The sequence below is a fragment of the Actinoplanes sp. DH11 genome, from assembly GCF_020873875.1.
GTDB lineage: Bacteria > Actinomycetota > Actinomycetes > Mycobacteriales > Micromonosporaceae > Actinoplanes.
Map to the genome: position 1 here is coordinate 30342 of NZ_JAHWGU010000024.1, position 22048 is coordinate 52389.

18 protein-coding genes and 1 pseudogene are annotated in these 22048 nt (G+C 73.4%); 14 read left to right on the forward strand and 5 right to left on the reverse strand.

Translation table 11 applies throughout. From position 1 onward, the window contains the following. The first annotated feature begins 55 nt into the window (after positions 1–55). Positions 56–1222: a glycosyltransferase family 4 protein gene (locus LPA41_RS29455; RefSeq protein ID WP_229074302.1), complete on the forward strand. Its 1167-nt coding sequence runs from the start codon at positions 56–58 to the stop codon at positions 1220–1222. Between the two features lie 94 nt (positions 1223–1316). Here LPA41_RS29455 and LPA41_RS29460 read toward each other — a convergent pair whose 3' ends face one another. Both LPA41_RS29460 and LPA41_RS29465 read right to left on the reverse strand, forming a co-directional pair. Continuing rightward, positions 1317–1493 carry a hypothetical protein gene (locus LPA41_RS29460; RefSeq protein WP_229074175.1) on the reverse strand — a complete coding sequence of 59 codons (177 nt, stop codon included), beginning with the start codon at positions 1491–1493 and terminating at the stop codon, positions 1317–1319. A 62-nt stretch (positions 1494–1555) separates the two neighbouring features. Continuing rightward, positions 1556–3145: a hypothetical protein gene (locus LPA41_RS29465; protein ID WP_229074176.1), complete on the reverse strand. Its 1590-nt coding sequence runs from the start codon at positions 3143–3145 to the stop codon at positions 1556–1558. Between the two features lie 18 nt (positions 3146–3163). Here LPA41_RS29465 and LPA41_RS29470 point away from each other — a divergent pair, with 18 nt between their 5' ends. The 7 genes from LPA41_RS29470 to LPA41_RS29500 all read left to right on the forward strand — a co-directional run bounded on the left by LPA41_RS29470 (position 3164) and on the right by LPA41_RS29500 (position 13221). Continuing rightward, positions 3164–4423 (forward strand): polysaccharide biosynthesis protein, encoded by a 1260-nt coding sequence (locus LPA41_RS29470; RefSeq protein WP_229074177.1) that lies wholly within the window; start codon positions 3164–3166, stop codon positions 4421–4423. Between the two features lie 19 nt (positions 4424–4442). Continuing rightward, entirely contained in the window at positions 4443–6926 is a 2484-nt protein-coding gene (locus tag LPA41_RS29475; protein WP_229074180.1) for a fibronectin type III domain-containing protein, read from the forward strand. Positions 6927–6976: 50 nt separating this feature from the next. Then, a complete protein-coding gene (locus LPA41_RS29480) occupies positions 6977–7762 on the forward strand; it encodes an isocitrate lyase/phosphoenolpyruvate mutase family protein (RefSeq protein WP_229074181.1) in 786 nt (261 codons plus the stop codon). A 191-nt stretch (positions 7763–7953) separates the two neighbouring features. After that, positions 7954–8247 (forward strand): hypothetical protein, encoded by a 294-nt coding sequence (locus tag LPA41_RS29485; protein ID WP_229074183.1) that lies wholly within the window; start codon positions 7954–7956, stop codon positions 8245–8247. A gap of 145 nt (positions 8248–8392) precedes the next feature. Further along, a complete protein-coding gene (locus LPA41_RS29490; RefSeq protein ID WP_229074185.1) occupies positions 8393–9709 on the forward strand; it encodes a hypothetical protein in 1317 nt (438 codons plus the stop codon). Positions 9710–9732: 23 nt separating this feature from the next. Next, the gene (locus tag LPA41_RS29495; protein WP_229074187.1) at positions 9733–11637 is read left to right on the forward strand and encodes a PAS domain-containing sensor histidine kinase; all 1905 of its coding nucleotides are present in this window, start codon (positions 9733–9735) and stop codon (positions 11635–11637) included. A gap of 105 nt (positions 11638–11742) precedes the next feature. Next, positions 11743–13221 carry a hypothetical protein gene (locus LPA41_RS29500; RefSeq protein WP_229074189.1) on the forward strand — a complete coding sequence of 493 codons (1479 nt, stop codon included), beginning with the start codon at positions 11743–11745 and terminating at the stop codon, positions 13219–13221. A gap of 460 nt (positions 13222–13681) precedes the next feature. On the opposite strand, the gene LPA41_RS29505 is transcribed toward LPA41_RS29500, so the two are convergent. Continuing rightward, positions 13682–14356, reverse strand: coding sequence for a PaaI family thioesterase (locus tag LPA41_RS29505; RefSeq protein ID WP_229074191.1), 675 nt, complete (start codon positions 14354–14356; stop codon positions 13682–13684). Between the two features lie 205 nt (positions 14357–14561). Here LPA41_RS29505 and LPA41_RS29510 point away from each other — a divergent pair, with 205 nt between their 5' ends. Then, a complete protein-coding gene (locus tag LPA41_RS29510) occupies positions 14562–14993 on the forward strand; it encodes an SRPBCC family protein (RefSeq protein ID WP_229074193.1) in 432 nt (143 codons plus the stop codon). Here the strand turns inward: LPA41_RS29510 and kstR are convergent. Beyond that, positions 14982–15608 (reverse strand): cholesterol catabolism transcriptional regulator KstR, encoded by a 627-nt coding sequence (kstR, locus tag LPA41_RS29515; protein ID WP_229074194.1) that lies wholly within the window; start codon positions 15606–15608, stop codon positions 14982–14984. The two genes, LPA41_RS29510 and kstR, sit on opposite strands and share 12 nt — an antisense overlap. A 101-nt stretch (positions 15609–15709) precedes the next feature. Here kstR and LPA41_RS43340 point away from each other — a divergent pair, with 101 nt between their 5' ends. The 5 genes and pseudogenes from LPA41_RS43340 (at position 15710) to LPA41_RS29545 (ending at position 20271) form a co-directional block, all read left to right on the forward strand. Beyond that, the gene (locus LPA41_RS43340) at positions 15710–16591 is read left to right on the forward strand and encodes an acyl-CoA dehydrogenase family protein (protein WP_374238223.1); all 882 of its coding nucleotides are present in this window, start codon (positions 15710–15712) and stop codon (positions 16589–16591) included. Beyond that, positions 16572–17699: an acyl-CoA dehydrogenase family protein gene (locus tag LPA41_RS29530; RefSeq protein ID WP_229074196.1), complete on the forward strand. Its 1128-nt coding sequence runs from the start codon at positions 16572–16574 to the stop codon at positions 17697–17699. The genes LPA41_RS43340 and LPA41_RS29530 overlap by 20 nt, the downstream gene beginning before the upstream one ends. A 116-nt stretch (positions 17700–17815) precedes the next feature. Then, positions 17816–18778 (forward strand): annotated as a pseudogene (locus LPA41_RS29535) (bifunctional MaoC family dehydratase N-terminal/OB-fold nucleic acid binding domain-containing protein); the annotation flags it as partial. 6 nt (positions 18779–18784) lie between these two features. After that, the gene (locus tag LPA41_RS43345) at positions 18785–19138 is read left to right on the forward strand and encodes a MaoC/PaaZ C-terminal domain-containing protein (RefSeq protein ID WP_229074303.1); all 354 of its coding nucleotides are present in this window, start codon (positions 18785–18787) and stop codon (positions 19136–19138) included. Beyond that, positions 19135–20271, forward strand: a complete 1137-nt coding sequence (locus LPA41_RS29545) for a lipid-transfer protein (protein WP_229074198.1) — start codon at positions 19135–19137, stop codon at positions 20269–20271. Before LPA41_RS43345 ends, LPA41_RS29545 begins: the two co-directional genes overlap by 4 nt. Positions 20272–20312: 41 nt before the next feature. On the opposite strand, the gene kstD is transcribed toward LPA41_RS29545, so the two are convergent. After that, entirely contained in the window at positions 20313–21917 is a 1605-nt protein-coding gene (gene kstD / locus LPA41_RS29550; RefSeq protein ID WP_308036631.1) for a 3-oxosteroid 1-dehydrogenase, read from the reverse strand. Between the last annotated feature and the right edge of the window lie 131 nt (positions 21918–22048).

A 22048-nucleotide genomic window follows, 5' to 3' on the forward strand; every position in this document is an offset into this window, starting at 1 on the left:
CTACTCGCTAGTAGAGGTGATTGTGGACATACCGGCCGCCGCATCCCGGCACGTCATGTTCCTCAACTGGCGGGACACTCGTAACCCCCACGGTGGCGGAAGCGAAGTGTACGTGGAGAAGATCGCTGGGGAACTGATCCGCCGGGGACATCGAGCAACGCTCTTCTGCGCTGCTCACGACGAGGGTCCGGCCGACGAGACGACCGTCGCCGGGCTGCGCGTGCTGCGCCGGGGTGGCCGGCACACGGTCTACCTCCGGGCCGCGCTGACCTATCTGCTCGGCATGATCGGCATCGGGCCGCTGAGCCGGCGCCGGGGCGGCCGGCCGGACGTGCTGGTCGACGTCGGCAACGGTCTGCCGTTCCTCGCTCCGCTGTGGTGCCGCCGTCCGGTGATTGCTCTCGTGCACCATGTGCACCGCGAGCAATGGCCGGTGGTGCTGACTCCGCGGCTCGCCCGGATCGGCTGGTGGATCGAGTCGTGGCTGGCGCCGCGGGTCTACCGCAAGTGCCGATATGTCACCGTTTCCGCCGCGACCCGCGACGAGCTGGCAGTCCTCGGCGTCGACCCGGAACGGGTCACGATCATCCACAACGGCACGCCGGAGATGGCACCGCCGGCACCGGTGGCGCGTACCCCCGAGCCGTCGCTCGTGGTGCTGGGCCGCCTGGTCCCGCACAAGCGCGTGGAGATGGCCCTGGACGCGGTCGCCGAGTTGAGCGGCCGGTTCCCCGGTCTGAGCCTGGTGATCGCCGGGCAGGGCTGGTGGGAGGACGAGCTTCGGGAGTACGCGCGCCGCCTCGGCATCGCCGACCGGGTCCGGTTCGCCGGTTTCGTCAGCGACGAGGAAAAGCGTGTCCTGATGAGCCGGGCCTGGGTGGCGCTGACCCCGTCGCTCAAGGAGGGCTGGGGCCTGACCATCGTCGAGGCCGGCGCGGTCGGCACGCCGAACATCGCGATGCGCGGCGCCGGTGGCGTCGAGGAGTCGCTGGTCGACGGTCGCACCGGGATGCTCGCCGAGGACCAGGCCGACTTCACCGCGAAGACCCGGCTGCTGCTCGCCGACGACGCGCTGCGCGCCGAGATGGGCAGCGCCGCCCGGGCGCACGCCGACCGGTTCACCTGGCCGTCGGCGGGCGAGAAGTTCGCCGCGCTGGTGATGTCGCCGCGGGTGACCCGGTCCGCCGGCCACGCCCGGCAGCGCACCACCGTCCCGCACTGACCGGGCGGGGAAGCCCGCACCGATCACGCGAGAAACCAGCGCCGGCCATGCGAAAGGTCCCGGCGGCAGCGCCACCGGGACCTTTCTGCGTGTTTCAGCGGCTGCCGTAAACGCCCGACTGCAGGACGTCCTCGGTGACCTTCTGCTCGTCGACGCTGGCCGCGGTCGCGTCGGACGAGCCGCTGAGTTGGCTCGCCAGCGCTGCGGTGCCGAGCGCGCCCAGGCCCAGGGCGACAACCCCGGCCAGGATCAGCGGAAGGGCTCTGGTCATGCGTTTACTCCTCCTCGAAGTCGGTGCGTGATGAAGCTTGTGTGCGGTGCGTGCGCGGGACGCTACCACGTAGTAACTTCCCTGCGAAGGGTGTTCTCGTACAGGTCCAGGTCCCGCCCGTCGTGCACCATCCGCAATCCGGACAGCGCCCCCGCCGGGATCTCGGCGGCGCCCACCACCCGCTGCACCACGATCCAGCGCACCCCCAGGGTGGCCAGGGGGGTCCCGGCCGCGACGGCCTGCCGGACCGCGCAGGCCCGGCGGTCCTCCCCGGACACCACGATGTTCCCCACGATCAACCGGTCGTCGGTCAGCACGTCGGCGTCGAGCAGGCGCGGCAGCGGATCCAGCACGGTCCGCCCATGATTCCAGGAGTAGGTGTGATACGCGGAGAACGGCAGCGACAGCACCTCACCGGGGCTCGCGCCGACCAGCCGGGTGACCGCCGCGAAATCGGCGGGGTACGGCGCCGGCCGCAACCGGTTCGCGGCACCGAACGCCAGGTCCGGCTGGAGGGCGACCGGGAGCAGCAGCGCACCGGCCAGCACCACCCGGGCGGCGGCGCGATCCGGCAACCGGGCCGCGGCACGTTCCGCGCCGAGCGCCATCAGGACACAGAGGACCAGGGCGTACGGGAGGACGAACTTCTGCCCGTCGCGGAGCAGCCCGGCACCCGGCACACCGGCGACCAGCCACTCCAGCAGCGCGCGCCCGCCGGGCAGCAGCACCACCGCCGCGAGCAGGAAACCGGCGGCGGCCACGGCGGCCAGCCGCACCGCCGCGCCGGCCGGCCACCGGGTGCGCAACGCCCGCGCGCCGGCCACGGCCAGAACCAGGAGCAGCAGCGTGCCCAGCGGGGCGAGCACGGACTCCCGGCTGGGCAGGGTGGTCTGCGCGTTCCAGATGCCACCGGTGCCGAGCAGTGCGCCGAGGGTGCCGCTCCAGTTCTCGGCACGGGCCGCGAACGCCGCCACACCGGCCGGGTCGCTGCGGGCGTCCGCGTCGGTCAGGGCGGCGGCCAGCAGCCACGGCGTGTTCAGCAGCGCCATCCCGGCGATCGCGCCGGCGGCGAGCACGGTGCGGCGTGCGACGAGCACGGCGACGGTCAGCAGGGCCAGCAGGCCGCCGGTCGGCGTCACCGCGGCGAGCGCGCCGAAACCCAGCAGCGCGGGCAAGGCGCGCCGGTCACCCGTGCCGAGGCGGATCGCGGCGGCGACGATCCAGGGCAGGGCGGCGTACGCGAGGAGCAGTCCCCACTGCCCGAGCAGCAGACGTTCCGCGAGGTACGGGGTCCACGCGTACGCCACCGCCGCCACCAGCCGGGTGCCGAGCCGGTCGGCGGGCACCAGCCGGCCCGCGCCGATCGCCGCCAGCAGCAGGATCGCGGCGAGCACCACGCGTTGCAGCAGCCAGCCCGGCAGGACCGTGGTGGCCAGCGAGACGAGCGCGTCCAGCGGCACCGCCCGGGGCAGCGTCGCCGACGGGACGAGCAGGTCGGCGCGCAGCGGCTGGCGGGGCACGAAGACCATGTCGTACGCCAGCAGGTAACCCGGCGCGACGAGCGGGGCCAGCACCAGCAGGGTGAGGACGACCGCCGTCGCGGGCAGCGCGAGCCGTCGCAGGGTGGGCCTCCTCGATCCGGTTCGTGGCATCTCTAGTGTGATCGCGGCGTGGCGACACTGTACGCACAACAGGGTTCGGAACAGGACAGGCGGATGGCGAAGAACAGCGGGATCGGCACGGCCGGGCTGGCCGTGACGGGTGCGGGTGTGCTGGCCAACGGGCTGGCGTACGTGGTGCCCGTCCTGGGCGCCCGGCAGCTCACCGCCGCCCACCTCAGCGCGCTCGCCACCCTGCTCGCGATGACCGCGATCGCCGGGGTCGCCAGCACCGGCCTGCAGATCGCGGTCGCGGTGCACCGGGCACGCTCCGGACCGTTGCCGACCGCCCGGTCGGCGCTCTGGACGGTGCTCGGCACCGTCGGCGCGCTGCTGGTGGTGATGCCGATCGCGGTCGTGGTGCTGCGCCTGCCGGCGGTCGCGACGGCCCTGGCGGCGGTCTCCACGGTCGGTGTGGTCGCGGCCGGGCGGTGGCTCGGCGAGATGCAGGGCGACCAGCGGTTCCTGCCGCTTGCCGCAGGCATCGCCGTGGTCGCCGGCGGCCGGTACGGCGGTGTCGTCCTCGGCCTCGCGGCAGGTCTCGGCCTCACGCTGTCTCTGCTGCTCGGCGCGGTCACCGCGATCCTGGCCCTGCCCGTTCTGCACCTGCTGGCGCGGCGTCCGGGCGTACCCGTGCGGGGCGAAGGCCTCCCGCTGCGTGCCGTGCTCACCGCCGGGGGAGCGACCCTCGCGATGCTCGTGGTCTCCTACGCCGACCTGCTGCTGGCCCGCCGGTTCCTGCCGCCGGACGCCTCCGGGGCCTACGCGGTCGGCACCGTGCTGACCAAGGGCGCGCTCTGGGCGCCGCAGGTGGTGACCATCCTCGCGCTGCCCCGCCTGGCCCAGGGCAACCGCCGCACGCTGCGGCTCGGCCTGCTGGTGGTCGGCGCCTGCGGTGTGCTGCTGGTGACCGCGTCGGCGCTGGCCGGTGGCCTGGCGTTCGGGCTGGCCGGCGGCGCGGACTACGTGGACATGGGCCGGTACGCGTGGATTTTCGCGGCCACCGGCGCCTGTTACGGCCTCGTCTTCATGCTCGTCAACGCGCAGGTGGCGGCCGAGGCGCGCTGGCCGTCGGCGCCGCTGTGGGCGGTCACCGTGCTGTTCTTCCTGGTCACCTGGCTGGTCCTGCCGCACACCGTGCCGGGGATCGCGGCCGGTGCGCTCGGCGCCGCGATGCTCGCGCTCGCCGCCACCGGGGTGCTGGTGGCGGTCCGTGTCCGGACGTCCGTTACCGAAGTGCGATCCAGTCATGACAGTCTCTCCGTCGAATGAGGACGACGGGGGTCGGATCGTGAAGAAGGTGACGCGCCGCGCGCTGGGCGGTCTCGTGGTGGCAGCACTCGTCGTGGGAGGCGTCGCCGCGGCCGCGTCCTGGAACGACGAGGACCCACCGGAGAAGGCCGGCGGTCTCTCGGCCGAGCATCTCACCACGATGTTCCAGCAGTACGGCAACACCTCGGGCAGCTGGCTCGGCGCCGACCGCACCGCGTCGCTGAAACTGCCCGACAACCGGATCCTCTGGCTCTTCTCGGACACGTTCCTCGGCAAGCCCGGCCCGGACGGCTCCCGCCCGCGCACCTCCGGGCTGATCAACAACTCGGCGATCACGCAGACCGGCGCGGCACTCGGCGCGCTGCACTACGGCGGCTCCTCGGCCGCACCGTCCGCGCTTGTCCCGGCGGGCAAGGGCAACGACTTCGCGTGGGTCGGCGACGCGGCCGTGAGCGGCGAGTCGGTGCAGGTCCTGGTGAACCGCTACCAGCGGTCCGGCCCGGGCCCGCTGGACCACCGGCTGACCGGCACCGCGCTGGCCAGTTTCGGGCTGCCCGACCTCACCACCGGCCCGGTGCGCGACCTGCCGCTCGGCTCCCGGGTGTCCTGGGGTTCCGAGGTGCTGCCGGACGGCGAGTTCACCTACGTCTACGGCACCGAGGCCGCCGGCGACATGAAGTTCGCCCACCTGGCCCGGGTCCGCGGCACCGACCTCACCGCGCCCTGGGAGTTCTGGACCGGGGCGGCGTGGACCGCGACCGAGGCCCAGTCGGCGCGGATCCTCAGCGGCGTCGGCACCAACTACGGCATGCGCCGCATCGGCGATCGGTACGTGCTGGTCACCCACGAGAACAACCGGACGTTCAGCGGCGACTTCGTGGCGTACACCGCCGAGTCGCCGGCCGGGCCGTTCGGTGGCCCGCACTATCTGTTCGACGCGCCCGAGGCCAAGGCCGGGCACATCGTCTACGACGCCGACCTGCACACCGACCTCGCCCGGCCGGGCCGGCTGCTGATCTCCTACAACGTCAACAACCTGGACGAGGAGGTCACGTACGGCGACGCGAGCATCTACCGGCCGCGCTTCGTCGAGGTGGAGTGGCCGCTGGACGGCTCGTCCGAGGAGGGTCCGGACACGCCGTCCGGGCTCACCGCGGCGCCCGACGGCGCCGGCATCGCCGGACTCGCCTGGCAGCCGGTCGGCGGCGACGGCATCAGCTACCGCGTCTACCGGCGCGACGTGACCGACGGGCAGACCCACTTCGTCCGCCTGCCCGACAGCCCCGGCAGCGCCACCACCTTCCGCACCGACTTCCTGGTCAACGGGCACGACTACGAGTTCGCGGTCACCGCCGTCGACGGCGACGGCGAGAGCCCGCTCTCCGCGCCCGCCACCATGCGGGCGGCCGTGCCGCCACCGGCCGCGCCCGAGGGGATCCGGGTCGACACCCTCGCCGACGGGCGGGTCACCGTGCACTGGCCGGAAATCCCGTTCGTGCAGCTCTTCAAGGTGTTCCAGCGGGACCTGACGGCCGGGCAGGGTGATCCGGTGACGGCCGGGACCTACCCGGGACGCAGCGCCACCATCGGCCCGCTGCGGCACGGGCACGACTACGAGATCACCGTGGTGGCGGTCGGTGGCGGCGGGGACAGCCGGCCCTCGGCGCCGGTGCGGGCCCGGCCGACCGTGGCGAAACCGCCGGCGCCGCAACGGCCCAGCGCGCAGGTCCGGTCCGACGGGTCGATCCGGCTGACCTGGCCGCAGGTGGCGCCCGGGCTGTCGTACCAGGTGTTCCGCCGGGACGTGACCGACGGCGGCGACTTCGGCCCGCCCGGCCTCGCGACCGGCACCACGTTCGACACCGGGCGGCTGGTGCACGGCCACGAGTACGAGTTCACCGTCGCCGCGGTCAACTCCGGCGGGGCGGGGGAGCGGTCACCGGGCGTCCGGGCCACCGCCGACGTGGCCGCGCCCGACGAGGCGCCCACCCGCCTGGTCGCCGACCCCGGTCCCGGCCGGGTCGAGCTGAGCTGGCGGTCCACCGGCTCCCGCTGGTACTGGGTCTTCCGCCGCGACGTGACCGCCGGCGCGCGCGACTTCACCCGCGAGGAGATCCCGGTCGAGGGCACCCGGGCCACCGTGCACAACCTGGTCGACGGCCACCAGTACGAGTTCGCCGTCGCCGCGTTCGGTGACGGCGGCGTCGGCCCGCAGTCCAAGGTGGTCCGGACCCGCCTCCCGTCGGCCCTGCCCACCGGCCTGGCCGCGCGCAGCGACGGCCCCGGCGCGGTGACGGTCACCTGGAACGAGGCACGGTCCGGCCTGAGTTACCGGATCCAGCTCCGGGACGCGACCGCCGGCGAGGGGTGGATCACCGACCCCTTCCCGGTGACGGGCAACCGTTTCGAGAAGACCCTGCTGACCGGCGGCCACCGGTACGAGTTCCGCCTCCAGCTGGCCGACGGCAGCACGACCCCCGCGGCGTCCGTGACCGTCAAATGACGCCGTCGGCTCGTCGAAGGCCGACACTCCAGAAAGCCTAGGTTGGACTCATGAGCATCTTCCGTGACCTGCACCGTGACGGCACCTTCATCATTCCGAACCCGTGGGACGCCGGCTCGGCCCGGCTGCTGGAGAGTTACGGCTTCCCGGCGCTGGCGACCACGTCGTCCGGTCTGGCGGCGTCGCTGGGCAAGCTGGACCAGCAGGTCACCCGGGACGAGCTGGTGGCGCACGTGTCGGCGGTGACGGCCGCGGTCCGGATCCCGGTGAACGTGGACGCGGAGCGCTGCTTCGCCGACTCCGCGGAGGGCATCGCCGAGACGGTCGACCTGCTGGCGCAGGCGGGTGCGGCAGGCATCTCGATCGAGGACTACGACCCGGGCACCGGCCGGGTGGAGACGCTGGAGGCCGGTGCGGAGCGGGTGGCGGCGGCCGCGCGGGCGGCGGCCCGGCACGGCATCGTGCTGACGGCGCGGGCGGAGAACTTCCTGTACGGCCACACCGACCTGGACGACACGATCGCTCGTCTCCGGGCGTACCGGGCGGCCGGCGCCGACGTGCTCTACGCCCCGGGCCTGCGGGAACGCGCCGACATCGCCCGGGTTGTCGCGGAGGCAGGCGGGCCGGTCAACGTCCTTGCCGTGTCCGGCGGGCCGAGTGTGCCGGAGCTCGCCGAGCTGGGGGTGCGCCGGGTGTCGCTGGGTGGCGGGCTGGCCTGGGTGGCATACGGCGCGTTGCGGGACGCCGCCCGCGAACTGCTCGATTCGGGTACCACGTCGTTCAAGGCCCGATCGCTGCCCGAGGAGGATCTGGAGCGGGCATTCCGCCGCGACTGAATGATCCCCGGGGGTCCTGTCTCGCCGTGATCTTCGCGGGCCCGGCTTGACACCGGCCCGACGACATCGGATTCTTGCCGCTTCGGTGCGTTGACCTGCTGCTTCGCGCCGAAGTAAAGCCTGGCGAACGACCTGCGGGGCCCCGGTGAAGGGGTCGTCCGCGGGCCGGACGAGGACGGCGGAGGCCCCCCATGGAACTGCACCCGGACGACCACGACGAACTGCTGAACGGCGGTTCGGCGCTGGAGATGTGGCGGCGGAGCGACCACGCCGCCGAGGTCGCGGCCGAATTGATGCGCCTGAACGGCGGGACGGTCCCGATGAGCGATCTGCTCTGGCTGGGCGCCGAGTCGTTCCTGCCGCGTCAGTGGCAGGCCGGCCGCGTACCCGATGCCAGGCAGGCCGCCGGCGAGGTCTATGACCGCTGGCGCCGGTTGGAGCAGCGCCGCATTGAGCGGCGCCGGCAGGCCGACGGCACGGTCTGACCCGCCGGAGGGTCCGCCCGTGCATTCTCGCCCCCTGAATGCCGACAAATCCGTTTTCGCGATAAACACGCATTCGCAGTGACAGCGCTCACTTAAGCGTCTCCGCCACCAAGCCGAACAGGACGGTTAGGAGGTGGTGTCCCGGATGATCCCGGAACGGATCGGCGACTGGGTGCTGCGCGAACTGCCCCGCCTCAACCAGGCGATCCTGCAGGATCACGCCCCGCCGGAACTGCTGATCACGGAGCTCGACGAGCACGTGCTGCCCGACGTGCCGGAGGTGACCCGGCTGACCCCGCTCGAGGCGCAGCGGCTGGTGGTGAACCTGGGATTCGCCGGCGCCTCGGTGGCCCGGCACTACCAGGAACACACGCCCGGCGGGATCCGGCATCCCGAGCACGCCTTCGAGGGCCTGTACGCGGGCGCCGAGCGGATCCCCTTCCGGGCGTACTTCGCGGCCCTCGCCGAGCACACCGGCACCGGGCACTACGACCGGGACAGCTTCGCCTCGCTGGTGCGCTGGAACGTCGGGACCATCCGGGTACGCCTCGGCGACGAGGTCCTGGCCGAGCTGCCCGGCGTCTTCGAGGACGGCCGGATCCGCAGCTACACCGGAAGCGGTGGCGAGGAACGATTCTTCCTGCTGGTCAAGCAGGGCGAGGCGGTCGAGCTGGCGGTCAACGAACTGCTCTGCCCGCTGACCCGGGGAAACGCGAGCCTGATCTGCGCGGACGCGCGACACGGCGTACGCCTGGCGACCGTCCTGCTCGACACGCTGCGCCGTCTCATGGTTGAGTTCGCCGCTCTGCCGCCCGGGCAGGCCATGCCGGCGGAGCACTTCATGGACGTGTTCCGGCAGTTCGCGGCGCACTGGACGCTCGACGACATCCCGCCCAGCGGTGCCCTCGACCCGGAGGCGCTGAAACGGGACTTCCTGCTCGGCCTCGCCGTGGAGAACTACGACCAGCAGGCCCGCCGGCTGTTCCCGGCGCTGCTCGCCGCCGAACGCGCCGAGCTGGCGACCCTGATGGATCAACCCACGCTGCCCGAGCGGCTGCTGGCCGCGCTGGGTACCGACGAGCACGAGCTGCGGCTCTGCGACGAGGGCGACCTGCGCCGGCTCGTCGCACACCACCCGGCGCTCGTCGACTGGTACCGGCTGCTCACCATGCATGCCCGTGCCGCCGGCGCCCACCTGCTGCTGGCCAAGAAGTTCCTGTTCAAGCCGCAGCGGCTGCGCGACGAGGCCGGTCTCGGTGACCGGGAGCTGGTCTCGAACCGGGCGGGCACCACCGGGATGACCGAGACGTTCCTGGAGCGGCTGACCCGCGCCCGGCAGAATCACGCTCTCGCCGCCCTTCGCCCGGTTATATCGTCCGAAAACTGGGAAAACGGCATAGATCCTCAGGTACGGTCCGGTCGGGAAGCGGCCCGGCCCGTGGTGGTGGAGCTGGCCGGTTGAGCGGGGGCATGGTGAGGCCGCAGATGAGGTCGCCGCTGGCGGAGATCGGCCGGGACCAGCTCATGGCCCTGCTCGACCACACCTCCGCAGTGATCTACATGCGGGACGCCGACGGCCGCTACCTGCTGGTCAACCGGGAGTACGAGCGCCTGTTCCACCTGCGCCGCGAGGAGATCGTCGGGCTCACCGACCACGACCTGTTCCCCCTCGACATCGCCGACGCGTTCCGGCAGAACGACCTGGAGGCGCTGGCCGGCGGCGTACCGGTGCAGATGGAGGAGGAGGCGCCGGGCGAGGACGGCTCCTCACGCTGGTACATCACCGTGAAGTTCCCGCTCATCGACGACACCGGGCGGGCGTACGCGGTCGCCGGCATCTCCACCGACATCACCAAGCGTGTCCGGGCCGAAGCGGCGATGCGGGACAGCGAGGAACGGTTCCGGCTGCTCGCCGAGCACGCCCAGGACATTATCTTCCGGTACCGGCTGGAGCCCGACCCCGGCATGGAATACCTGAGCCGGGCCGTCGAGTCGATCACCGGACGCCGGGCCGAGGAGTTCTACGCGGACCCCGGGCTGATCCGGGAGTCCGTGGTCACCGAGGACCGGCCGCTCTTCGAACAGTCCTGGCGCGCGATGCGGCCCGGCACCATCGCGTTCCGGATGCGCCGGGCCGCCGGTGACATCGTCTGGATCGAGCAGCGGGCCAGCACGGTCACCGACGACAGCGGCCGGCCCGTCGCCGTCGAGGGCATCCTGCGGGACGTCACCGAGCGGATCGCCGCCGAGCGGGAACGCGCCGAACTGGAACAACAGCTGCGCCAGGCGGAACGGCTGGACTCCCTGGGCCAGCTGGCCGGCGGTATCGCCCACGACTTCAACAACATCCTCGCGGTGATCTCCGGGTACGCCGACATGCTCGTCGACGAGCTGGGCGAGGACCATCCCGGGCACGCCGACGCGGCCGGGATCAAGCAGGCTGCGAACCGGGGCAGCGCGCTCACCCGGCAGCTGCTCATCTTCAGCCGGTCCGAGCCGTCCCGCCCCGAGATCCTCGACCTGAACGCGGTCGCCTCGGACATGCAGCGGCTGCTCGCCCGTACCCTCGGCGAGGACATCGAGTTCGGCACCGACCTGGCCGCGGACCTGCCGCCGGTCGTGATGGACCGCAGCAAGCTGGAACAGGTCCTGATGAACGCGGTGCTCAACTCGCGCGCCGCGATGCCCGACGGCGGCCGGCTCACCATCGCCACCTCCCTCGAACAGACCGCCGGCGAACGGCAGGTGTGCCTCGCGGTCATCGACACCGGGTGCGGGATGACGCCGGAGGTGCTGGCGCGGGCATTCGAACCGTTCTTCACCACCAGGGGGCGGGGCAGCGGCACCGGCTTGGGCCTGGCCACGGCGTACGGGGTGGTGACCGACGCGGGCGGCACGATCAGCCTGGAATCGGAGCCGGGCCGCGGCACCACCCTGCGGGTCCGCCTGCCCGCCGGCGCCGCGGCGGCCCCCGGCGTGAGCCCGCCCGCTCCGGTGTCACCGGTCCGCTCCGGCGCCGGCCGGCGGGTCTTCGTGGTCGAGGACGAGGAGGCGGTCCGCGACATCGTCTGCCGGTTGCTGCGCAAGGCGGGGTACGTGGTCGCCGCCGCACCCCACCCGGCCGAGGCGCTGCGGATGTGCCGCGAGGACGGCCTCACCTTCGACATGCTGCTCAGCGACGTCATCATGCCGGGCATGTCGGGCACCCAGCTCGCCGCCGAACTGCGCCGCGAACGCCCGGACCTGCCGGTGCTCTTCATGTCCGGCTACACCAGCGGCCCGGCGCCGGGCGGCCAGGCGATGCCCCCGGACGCCCCGCTGATCCATAAACCGTTCGACTCGCAGACCCTGCTCGACGAGGTGCACCAGCTCCTGGCCCAGCGCGGCTGAAACCGGCCGATCGGGGCGGGCGGGGGTGAATCCGGCGGGGTGCACGGCGCACGGGCGAGTGAGTCAAGGGGGCGGCGGCCCGCCGGAACTGCCTATGGTCGGCGCGTGCCGGTGTCTCGCAAACGTAAGAAGTCCGCGGTGCGCGCCGGCCGCCGCCGGACCCGACAGTCCGTGGGGGCGTACGAGCTCTGGGAGCAGGACAACGCCCGCCGGGTCCGGATGGTCGCGCCCCGGGCGCGCGACCTGCTCGCCGACTTCGCCACGGCGCCGCTGACCGAGGACCTGCTCTGTGCCCGGCTCGGCGCCCTCTGCGCCGACCTGGGCAGTCGCACCGGCGACGAGTACGCGGGCCCGGACCACGTCGCGACGGCCCTGACCGACGCGGCCACCGCCGCGCTGACCAGCCAGGAACCGATCACCGCGGAGACGGTCACTGCGGGGTCGGTCATCGCGGGGCCGGTCACTGCGGGGCCGGTCATCGCGGGGTCGGATGCCGCGGGGTCGGATGCCGCAGGGCTGGATGCCGCGGGGCCGGATGCCGGTCCGGACCGGGCGGGTGCGTGGCGGGTGCTGTCCATGCTGGCCGGCATCCTTCCCGCTGAGCCGGGGCACCGCGCCCGGGAGGCGGTGGGGCGGCTCGGCACGGCGATGGGCCGGCTCGGCACGGCGTCGGAGGCCGGGGATCTGCCGGATCTGCCGGGCCGTCCCGGGATCGCCGGTCCGGCGCGCTGGACCTGCGACAGGTACGGCAGCCGGTTCGCGATCCTCGCCGAGGTCGCCGTCCCGGACGGCCCGGTGCGCTGCTACCTCTGGGACGTCGACGGCTGCGGCTTCCGGCCGGTCGTCGTGCACAGTGGCTACTACGCGTCACCGGAGGAAGGCCTTGCCGCGTGGCAGGTGGCGGTCGGCGCGTTCGCCGCCGGAGGCACCGGCTGGCGCGGGGCCGACGACTTCCGGCTGCTGGACGATCTACTGCCGGAGGCGGAAAGTGTGCCGGCCCGCGGTGCCGAGTCCGCGGAACGGCTCGCCGAGCACCACCGTTCCCGCCGGCTGGCCGAGCTGCTCCGGGCCGAGCTGTTGCGGGCCGAGCTGCCCCAGGCCGAGCTGCCACCGGGCGGGATGCTGCGGGCCGGGATGCCGCAGGGCGGGACGTCGCGGGGCGCGATGCTACGGGGCGAGATGCCGCGGGGCGGGATGTCGCGGGCCGAGCTGCCCCGGGGCGGCGCCGAGTCGGGCACCGCCCGGCTGGCGCCTGTCGACACGGACGCGGTGGCCGCCGACTTCGCCGGAACGCTGAGCGGGCCGCCGGATCCGGACCGGCACCGGGCGGCCGCGCAGGCGCTGGCCGGGTTGTGGCCCGCGGCCATCCCGCGCCTCTACGGGACGTGTTCACCGCACCGGGTGGCGCACGTGGTCCGATGCGTCGGCGAGGAGTTCGAACCGGGCTTCGCCGCCGACGTGCTCGCGCTTCTGCCGGAGTGGGTGACCTGGCTGGGCGTACGCTCCGGCAGCCCTCCGGAACTGGTGGACCGCGTCCGATCCCGCCTCGCCGACGCCTTACCCCCGGACCCGGCCGTCGAATAACGCCCGTCGGACCACGCTGCCGGAGTACGCCCGCCGGACCACGCTGCCGGAGTACGCCCGCCGGACCACCCTGCCGGACTACGCCCCCCGGACCACCCTGCCGGACTACGCCCACCGGACTACGCGCGCCGGACCGTCCCCGCCGGACCGTCTCGCCGCAGGGGGTGCCTATGGCCTTGCCGAGCAGCGACTGCGCGCTCTCCGCCAGCGGTGTTGATCTGCTAGCGCTACGAAATCGCGGTGATGACCCCTTGATCACAGCAATTTCGTAGCGCTAGCAGATCAACATCTCGACAGGGCCGGCACGGGGGGCCGCCGGCACGGCGGGCACGGCGGGGGCAGCCGGCACGGAGGGGGCGCCCGGCACGGCGGGGGCGGCTGGCACGGCGAGCACGGCGGGGGCGGCTGGCACGGCGAGCATGGCGGGGCGGCCGGCACGGCCGGGCGCGGGCGGTGGAGGTCAGCTGGCCCGTGACTCCCGGTCGTCCGCCAGCACGGAGCCGAACAGCTCCTGGGCCTGGCCCGCGCGCAACGCCACGAACAGGCCGGTCGCGGTGACCAGGGCGTCGTCGGGACGTTCCGCGGTGGCGATGCTGCCGGTGGCGGTCACCCGGCGGCCCTCGACGTGGTGCACGGTGGCGGTCAGCCGCAGCGGGGTGAGGAGTGGAACAGGTTTCCGGTACGCCATTTCCAGCTGTGCTGTCATGCCCGGGTTCCCGGACGAGGTCACCGCGTGCCCCAGCATCTGGTCGAGCAGCAGGGCACTGACGCCGCCGTGCGCGTACGTCGGCGGCCCCTCGTAGGCGAGGCCGAGCGTGCAGAAACCGGTGGCGGTGCCGTCGGCGCTCTCGATCCGCACCGGTGGGGCGAGGGCGCTGCCGGCGCCGATGACCGGGTTGTACATCCGGACGCCGCCGCGCAGGTCGTCCGCGCCGGCGAGCCGGCCGCGCCGGCGGACCTGCTCGCCGAGGGGCGCGGTCGCCTGCCGGATCCGGTCGGCGGCCCGGCGCAGTTCCTCGGCCGGCGCCTCGGTCGCGGTGGCCTGTTCGATGAGCAGGCGCATCGCGTCGCCCAGGTCGCCGATCGCCTCGCGTCGCTCCAGCAGCCGGTCGGCGGATCGAAGCCCGTCAGTCACGTCGTCTCCTCCGGCCCCGGTCGGGCGATCGTGGGAACAGCATCAGGTTCCATCAGCGGCCCGGCCGCCGGTGCGCTTGCTGCTAGTGAATCTCATCACACTGCTATAACCTGTTCTAGTTGTTGCCTCCGGTGGCCCCGGGCGGACAGGGACTCAGCACCGGGACGGACCTGGCAGCCGGCAGTCCAGACACGAGGAGGAGCGCATGCCCAAGGTCAGTGTGTCGACCGTGACGAAGGCCGGCCCGGAACAGATCTGGCGGGTCCTGGTCGATCCGAGCCGGACGCCCGAGTGGAACTCCATGCATCAGGGCTTCACCGGCGACGTGCCGGAGACCCTCACCGAGGGCAGCGAGTACAAGCAGAAGGTGAAGCTGATGGGCATGCCCGCGGACATGGCCTGGCGGGTGGTCACCGCGGACGCGCCGAAGCATCTGGAGCAGGCCGGTGACGGCCCGATGGGCGTCAAGGCGAAGAACCGTTTCGTGCTGGAGCCGGCCGAGGGTGGCACGCAGGTCACCTACGACATGGAGTTCCTTGGGCCGGCGCTCAACGGGCCGATGGCGGCCATGCTGGAGAAGCAGGCCGGGCCCGCCGCGAAGCAGGCCCTGGACAAATTGACGGAGCTAGCGGAGTAGCAGCCGGGTGGCCAGTTCGAGGTGGCCGACGACGTCGTTCGCCGACGCCCGCCGGGTCACCCAGGCCACCAGGTTGGACAGCCACACGTCACCGATCACCCGGGCCTTGGCGCGGTCGTCCGCGGTGGGCTCGCCGTCGTGCATGGCCCGGGTGAACATCTCCTCCATGAGCCGGGCCACCGCGTTGACCTCGGCGCTGGCCGACGGGTCGGCGAACATGAAGGCCCTGGTCATCGCCTCGGCCAGCATCGGATCGCGCTGCAGGGCGCCGGTCATCCGGGTCAGCACGAACAGGGTGCGGTCGTACGGCGTTCCGCCCGGGATGGGTTTGCGGTTGAGCTTGTCCTGGATCGCCTCGAGTTCCAGGGACAGCGCGGAGACCAGCAGGTGGATCTTGGAGGGGAAGTATCGGTAGAGCGTGCCGAGGGCGACCTCGGCCTTCTCCGCGACCGTGCGCATCTGCACGGCGTCGTAGCCACCCTTGGACGCCAGCGCCAGCGTGGCCTCCAGGATGCGCCGCCGGCGGTCACGCTGCGCGGCCGAACCCTGCTCGGCCTCCGTCCCGGAGAGCGCTGCCCGGGCGGCACTTGTGGTACTCGTTCTCGGTCCTGCCATCGTTGCCCCTTCGCCAGTGAATCAAGCCTAGCAACGGCGCGTTGCCCCGATGTGTCACCCATGGGTGGCGTCGTCGAACTGGAACGTGTTCTAATCGCCTGATGGACTTCCGGTCGGACGAGACGCAGGTGGCGATCAGCCGGCTCGCCGCCGAGGTGGTCGCCGGCGCTGACACCCCCGAGCGGCTCTGGAAGGACCTGGGTCAGGCCGGTCTGCTCACCCTCACGGTCCCGGAAAGTCGCGGTGGCGGCGGTCTCGGCATCCTCGAGACCTCGTTCGTGCTGCACGAGATCGGCCGGCGTGCGGCGGCCCTGCCCGCCCTCGCCGCCGACGGCCCCGCTCTGACCGTCCTGGACCCCCACCAAGATCAGATCCCGGGTGTACGGATGGACGCGGCCCACCACGCCGGCCAGCACCCCCTGGTGGTCGCCGCGGCGTGCGCGCTCGCCGACGGCGCCCTGGCCGGGGCCCTCGACCTGACCGCCGGCCACGTCCGCACCCGCCACCAGTTCGGCCGTCCACTCGCCACCTTCCAGGCGGTCGCCCAGCAGATCGCCGACGTCTACATCGCCGCCCGCACCCTGCACCTGGCCGTCCTCTCCGCCTGCTGGCACCTCAGCACCACCCGCCCCGCCGCCGCCTCGGGCAATGCGGCGGCCTCGGGCAATGCGGCGGCCTCCGGCAATGCGGCCGCCTCCGGCAATGCGGCCGCCTCCGGTAGCGCGGCCCCGGCCGGCACCTCGGCGGCCGACGCGTCCGGCTCCGCGGCCGGTGACGCGCTCGCGGTGGCGGTGCAGTGGCTCACCGCGGAGGCGCCGCCGGCCGTCCGCACCTGCCATCACCTGCACGGCGGCCTCGGCCTGATGATCGACTACCCGCTGCACCGGCACACCGCGCTGATCCGCACCGTGGTCCGGTTCCTGGGCGGCGCCGAGCACGCCCTGACCACGCTGGGGGAGCGCTGTGTTCCTCGACCTGACTGACCGGCAGCTGGCGCTGCGGGACGAGCTTCGCGCGTACCTCCGGATGCTCCTGACCCCGGCGCAACGCGCCGAGCTGAACCAGGAACGGCATGGCCGCGCTCATCGCGACCTGGTGTCCCGCCTGGGCCGCGACGGCTGGCTCGGGCTGGGCTTCCCGATCGAGTACGGCGGACGCGGCCTCGGCCCGGTCGAGCAGCAGATCCTGGTGAACGAGGCGGCCCGCGCCGACGTGCCGCTGCCCGCGGTCACCCTGCAGACGGTCGCGCCGACCCTGCTCGCGCACGGCACGCCCGCGCAGCGCGAGCACTTCCTGCCCCGGATCCTCGCCGGTGAGCTGCACTTCGCGATCGGCTACACCGAACCGGAAGCCGGCACGGACTTGGCCTCGCTGCGCACCCGGGCCGTGCGGGACGGCGAGTTCTACCTGGTGAACGGCGTGAAGACGTTCACCACCGGCGCGCACGACGCCGACTTCCTGTGGCTGGCCTGCCGCACCGACCCGGACGCGCCCCGCCACCGCGGGCTGTCCGTCCTGATCGTCGACACCACCGACCCCGGCTACTCCTGGACACCGCTGATCACCTGCGACGGCGCGCACCACGTCAACACGGTGCACCTCACCGACGTGCGGGTGCCGGTCGGGTTGCGGGTCGGCGCCGAGAACGAGGGCTGGCGGCTGCTCACCGCGCAGCTCAACCACGAGCGGGTGATGCTGGGCCCGGCGGGACGGCTGGGGGCGCTCTACGACCGGGTGCGCGACTGGGCGTACGCGAGCAACGCCGTCACCCACCCGGAGGTCCGCCGCGCGCTCGGCAGGTGTTTCGCCGCGCTGCGTGTCAACGAGCTGCTCAACGCGCAGATCGCCGGTGGCGAGCCGAACCCGGCCGACGCGTCCGCCACGAAGGTCTTCGCCTCCGAGCGGCTGCTGCGCCTGGGTGAGGAACTGACCGAGCTGGTGGCACGGTACGGCGGTGACCCCGGCCTGCTCGACTGGCTCGACCTGCAGGCCCTGCGGAACCTGGTGCTCACGTTCGGCGGCGGCGTCAACGAGATCCAGCGGGAAATCATCGCCAGCGCGGGCCTCGGCCTGCCCCGGGTGCCGAGATGACAGGTACCGGGACGGCGGGTGCCGAGATGGCGGGTGCCGGGACGGCGGGTGCCGGGACGGCGGGTGCCGGGACGGCGGGTGCCGAGATGGCGGGTGCCGAGATGGTGGGTGCCGGGATGAGTGGCGTGCAGGACCTGGCTGAGCGGCTCCTGGCCGCCGGGGAGTCGCCGCCGCGGGCCGGCCGGGATCCGGTGAACCTGCCGATGATCCGGAACTGGCTGGAGGCGCTGGGCGACGCGAACCCGGCCTATGAGCGGGACGGCGTCGCACCGCCCGCGATGATCCAGGTGTGGACGATGCGAGGGTTGCCGCCGGGCGTCACGGCCCCGGAGGGGGAGCCGGGTGCCGGGGACCCGCTGGGGGAGATGTCGGTGGCGCTGGATGCGGCCGGGTTCCCGAACGTCGTCGCCACCGACAGCGAGCAGGAGTACCACCGCCCGCTGCGGGTCGGTGAGCAGGTCTCGGTGCGGAGCCGGCTGGAGTCGGTGACCGGGCCGAAGCGGACCTCGCTGGGCGAAGGCTGGTTCGTCACGACGCGGAGCACGTGGTTCAGTGGCGCGGAGCCGGTGGCAACCATGCGGTTCCGGATCCTGAAGTATCGCAATATTTCGGGCGCCTCGCGCCCGGATACCGCCGGCTTGGGAACGGCCACCGACGAGGGTCCGGCCACCGGCGAGGGTCCGGCCGCCGGCGGCGCGCGGGCCGGCGTCGGGGGCGGCGCCGCGCTGCGGCCTGTTGTCACCGCGGACACCGCGTTCTTCTGGGACGGCACGGCCGCCGGGGAACTGCGCATCCAGCGCTGCGGCGAGTGCGGTGCGCTGCGGCACCCGCCGGGCCCGGCCTGCCCGCGCTGCGGCGCGCTGAAGCAGGAGCACACGGTGGCCGCCGGCACCGGAACGGTGCACAGCTTCGTGGTCTGCCACCACCCGCCGGTCCCGGGCCGCCGCGCACCCTGGACAGTCGGGCTGATCGACCTGACCGAAGGCGTCCGGATGGTCGGCGAGGTGCGGTCCGCGCGACCGATCGCGATCGGCGACCCGGTTCGCGCGGAGATCGTGGACGGCCTGCCCGTCTGGCGGCCCGGCGTGCCCGTCCTGGAACCTCTGACGCTCGCCGTGACGCCCACCTTGATCATCAGCGCGGCCCTGGCGACCCGTGATCTCCAGGACGTCCATCACGATCGGGATGCGGCGGTCCGCCGTGGTGGCCGGGACATCTTCCTCAACATCCTGACGACGACCGGGCTGGTCCAGCGCTACGTCACCGACCGGCTGCCGGGCGCCGTGGTGCGCGGCGTCTCGATCCGGCTGGGCACGCCGTGCTTCGCCTACGACACGCTGACGTTCACCGGCGAGGTGTACCCCGGTGGCGTCGTCGAGGTCGTCGGCCGCACCGAGTCCGGTGCCCACGTGACCGGGAAGGTTCAGGTCTCGACATGATCTGTGCGGTTGCCGGGATCGGCGCCACCGAGTTCTCCAAGGAGTCCGGCCGCAGCGAGCTGCGCCTCGCGGTCGAGGCGGTGCGGGCGGCGCTCGACGACGCCGGTCTGCGGCCGGCGGACGTCTCCGGCCTGGTCACGTTCGGCATGGACAACAACCCCGAGATCGCCGTCGCCCGCGAGCTCGGGATGGGCGAGCTGAGCTTCCTGAGCCGGATCGGGTACGGCGGGGGCGCCGCGTGCGCCGTCGTGCAGCAGGCCGTGCTGGCCGTCGGCGCCGGTCTCGCCGACGTGGTCGTCTGCTACCGCGCCCTCAACGAGCGGTCCGGCCGCCGGTTCGGCCGGGCCGTCGCCGCACCCGACCCGGACTCCGGGTGGCACCATCCGATGGGCCTGGCCACCCCGGCCGCGATGGTCGCCATGGTGGCCCGGCGCTACCTGCACGACCACGGCGCCTCGGCCGACGACTTCGGCCGGGTCGCCGTGGCGATGCGGCGGCACGCGGCCACCAACCCCCGCGCCTGGTTCCACGGCCGGCCGATCACCCTGGACGAGCACCGCGCGTCGCGCTGGATCGCCGAACCGTTGCGGTTGCTCGACTGCTGCCAGGAGAGCGACGGCGCGGTCGCGCTGGTGGTGACGTCGCTGGAGCGCGCGCGGGACCTGACCGGGCGGCCCGCGGTGATCGCCGCCGCGGCGCAGGGCAGCGGACCCGACCAGTACGTGATGACCAGCTACTACCGGGATCCGGTGGCCGCGCTGCCGGAGATGGGTGTGGCGGCGCGGCAGGTGTGGGAGCGGTCCGGTTTCGGCCCGGCCGACGTGCGGACCGCGGTGCTCTACGACCACTTCACGCCGTACGTGCTGATGCAGCTGGAGGAACTGGGCTTCTGCGGGCGGGGGGAGGCCCGGCACCTGGTCGCGGACGGCGGGATCGAACTCGGCGGCCGGCTGCCGGTCAACCCGCACGGTGGTCAGCTGGGTGAGGCGTACATCCATGGCATGAACGGGATCGCCGAGGCGGTCCGGCAGGTGCGCGGCAGCGCGGTGAACCAGGTCCCGGGTGACGGGCCGGTCCTCGTGACGGCCGGGACCGGGGTGCCGACCAGCGCCCTGATCCTGCGGGGGGACTGAGGATCCGCCGCGGGGCCGGTCAGTTTCCGCCCGCCTGCCGCTCAGACCGCCGCCATGTCCAGTGCGGCCACGTACCCGAACGTCATCGCCGGCCCCAGCGTGGCACCGGCGCCCGCGTAGCCCCGCCCCATCACGGTGGCGCTGGCGTTACCCGCGGCGTACAGCCCGGGGATCGGCTCCCCGCCGGGCCGCAGCACCCGCGCGCGCTCGTCGGTCCGCAGGCCACCCTTGGTGCCCAGGTCGCCCGGCACCAGCGAGAACGCGTAGAACGGCGGTTTGCGCAGCGGCCCCAGGCACGGGTTGGGGCGCTGCCGGGGGTCGCCGTAGTACCTGTCGTACGCCGACTCGCCCCGCCTGAAGTCGGGGTCGCGGCCCAGCCCGGCGAACTCGTTGAACCGCTCCACGGTGGACCGCAGCGCCCCGGCCGGTACGCCGGTGGACCGGGCCAACTCCTCGAGGGTGTCCGCGCGGTGCGCGATCCCGGCGTCGAACCAGCGGCGCGGCAGGGCGGTGCGGGGGGCGCGGCCGGCGAAGACGTACCTGTCGCGGTAGCTCTGATCGGTGACCAGCCAGGCCGGCAGGTGCGCGGGCGGGCCGAGCATGGCGTGCACGGCCGCCACGTAGGGCGCGGCCTCGTTGACGAAGCGGTGGCCGGTGCCGTCCACGATCAGGCTGCCGGGCAGGTTGCGTTCGGCGAGGCAGAAGTACGGCCCGCCGGTGAGCGGCAGCGACGGCCCCCACCAGGCCTCGTCCATCAGGTCCAGGGCCGCGCCGAGCCGCTGACCGGCCAGGATGCCGTCGCCGGTGTTGCCGGTGGCGCCGACCGTCCACGCGGTGCCGATGCCCTGGAACTGCCGGCGCATCCGCTCGTTGTGCTCGAACCCGCCACTGGCCAGCAGCACGCCGCGCCGGGCACGCAGCGTGACGTCGTCGCACCGTACCCCCGTCACCCGGTCACCGGTGACGTCCAGCCCGGTCAGCGCGGTACCCAGGCGCACCTCGACGCCGGCGGCACGCAGCCCGGCACGCAGCCCGGCGGCGAGCGCCTGACCCATGGTGAGGCGGCGGCGGCCGCGGAGCCGGTCGGCGGCGGTGACGGCGGCGAGGCGGGCCGCGGTGGAGACCGAGCGCGCGTGCCGCAGACCCAGCGAGAGCCAGCGGTAGTCGACAGCGGTGACGGCCATCCCGTTCGGGGCGGCGAGGTAGGGCGGTGCGAGGTCGCCGAGGTCCGGCCCGGCCGCGCGGGCGTCCAGCGGCCGGGGCTCGACGGTGCGGCCACGCGCCAGCCCGCCCGGCGCCTCCGGGTGGTAGTCGGGATAGCCGCGCACCCACGCGAAGTCGAGCGGCGTGTGCTCCCGCACCAGCGCCAGCATGTCCGGCCCGTGCGCGAGGAACGCCTTCTGCCGGGCGATCGGCACCTCGGCGCCGGCGATGTGGGCCAGATAGGTGGCCGCGTCGTCGGAGCGGCCGAGCACCGCGTTCCCGGGCAGCCACAGGCCGCCGCCGGACCGGGCCGTCGAGCCGCCGAACACCGGCGCCTTCTCCACCACGATCACGCGCAGACCGTGCCGGGCCGCGGTGAGCGCCGCCGTCATCCCGGCACCGCCGCTGCCGGCCACCACTACGTCGTACTCCTCGACCGTCACTAGAACAGGTTATAGTTACCGCCGTCCAAGCCGCCATCCACGCGGCATCATGGAATCAACACCTGTTCCAGGAGCGGACCCGTGCACGACGTGCTCGCCCTCCGCGTCGCCGCCCCCACCGGGACTCGCCC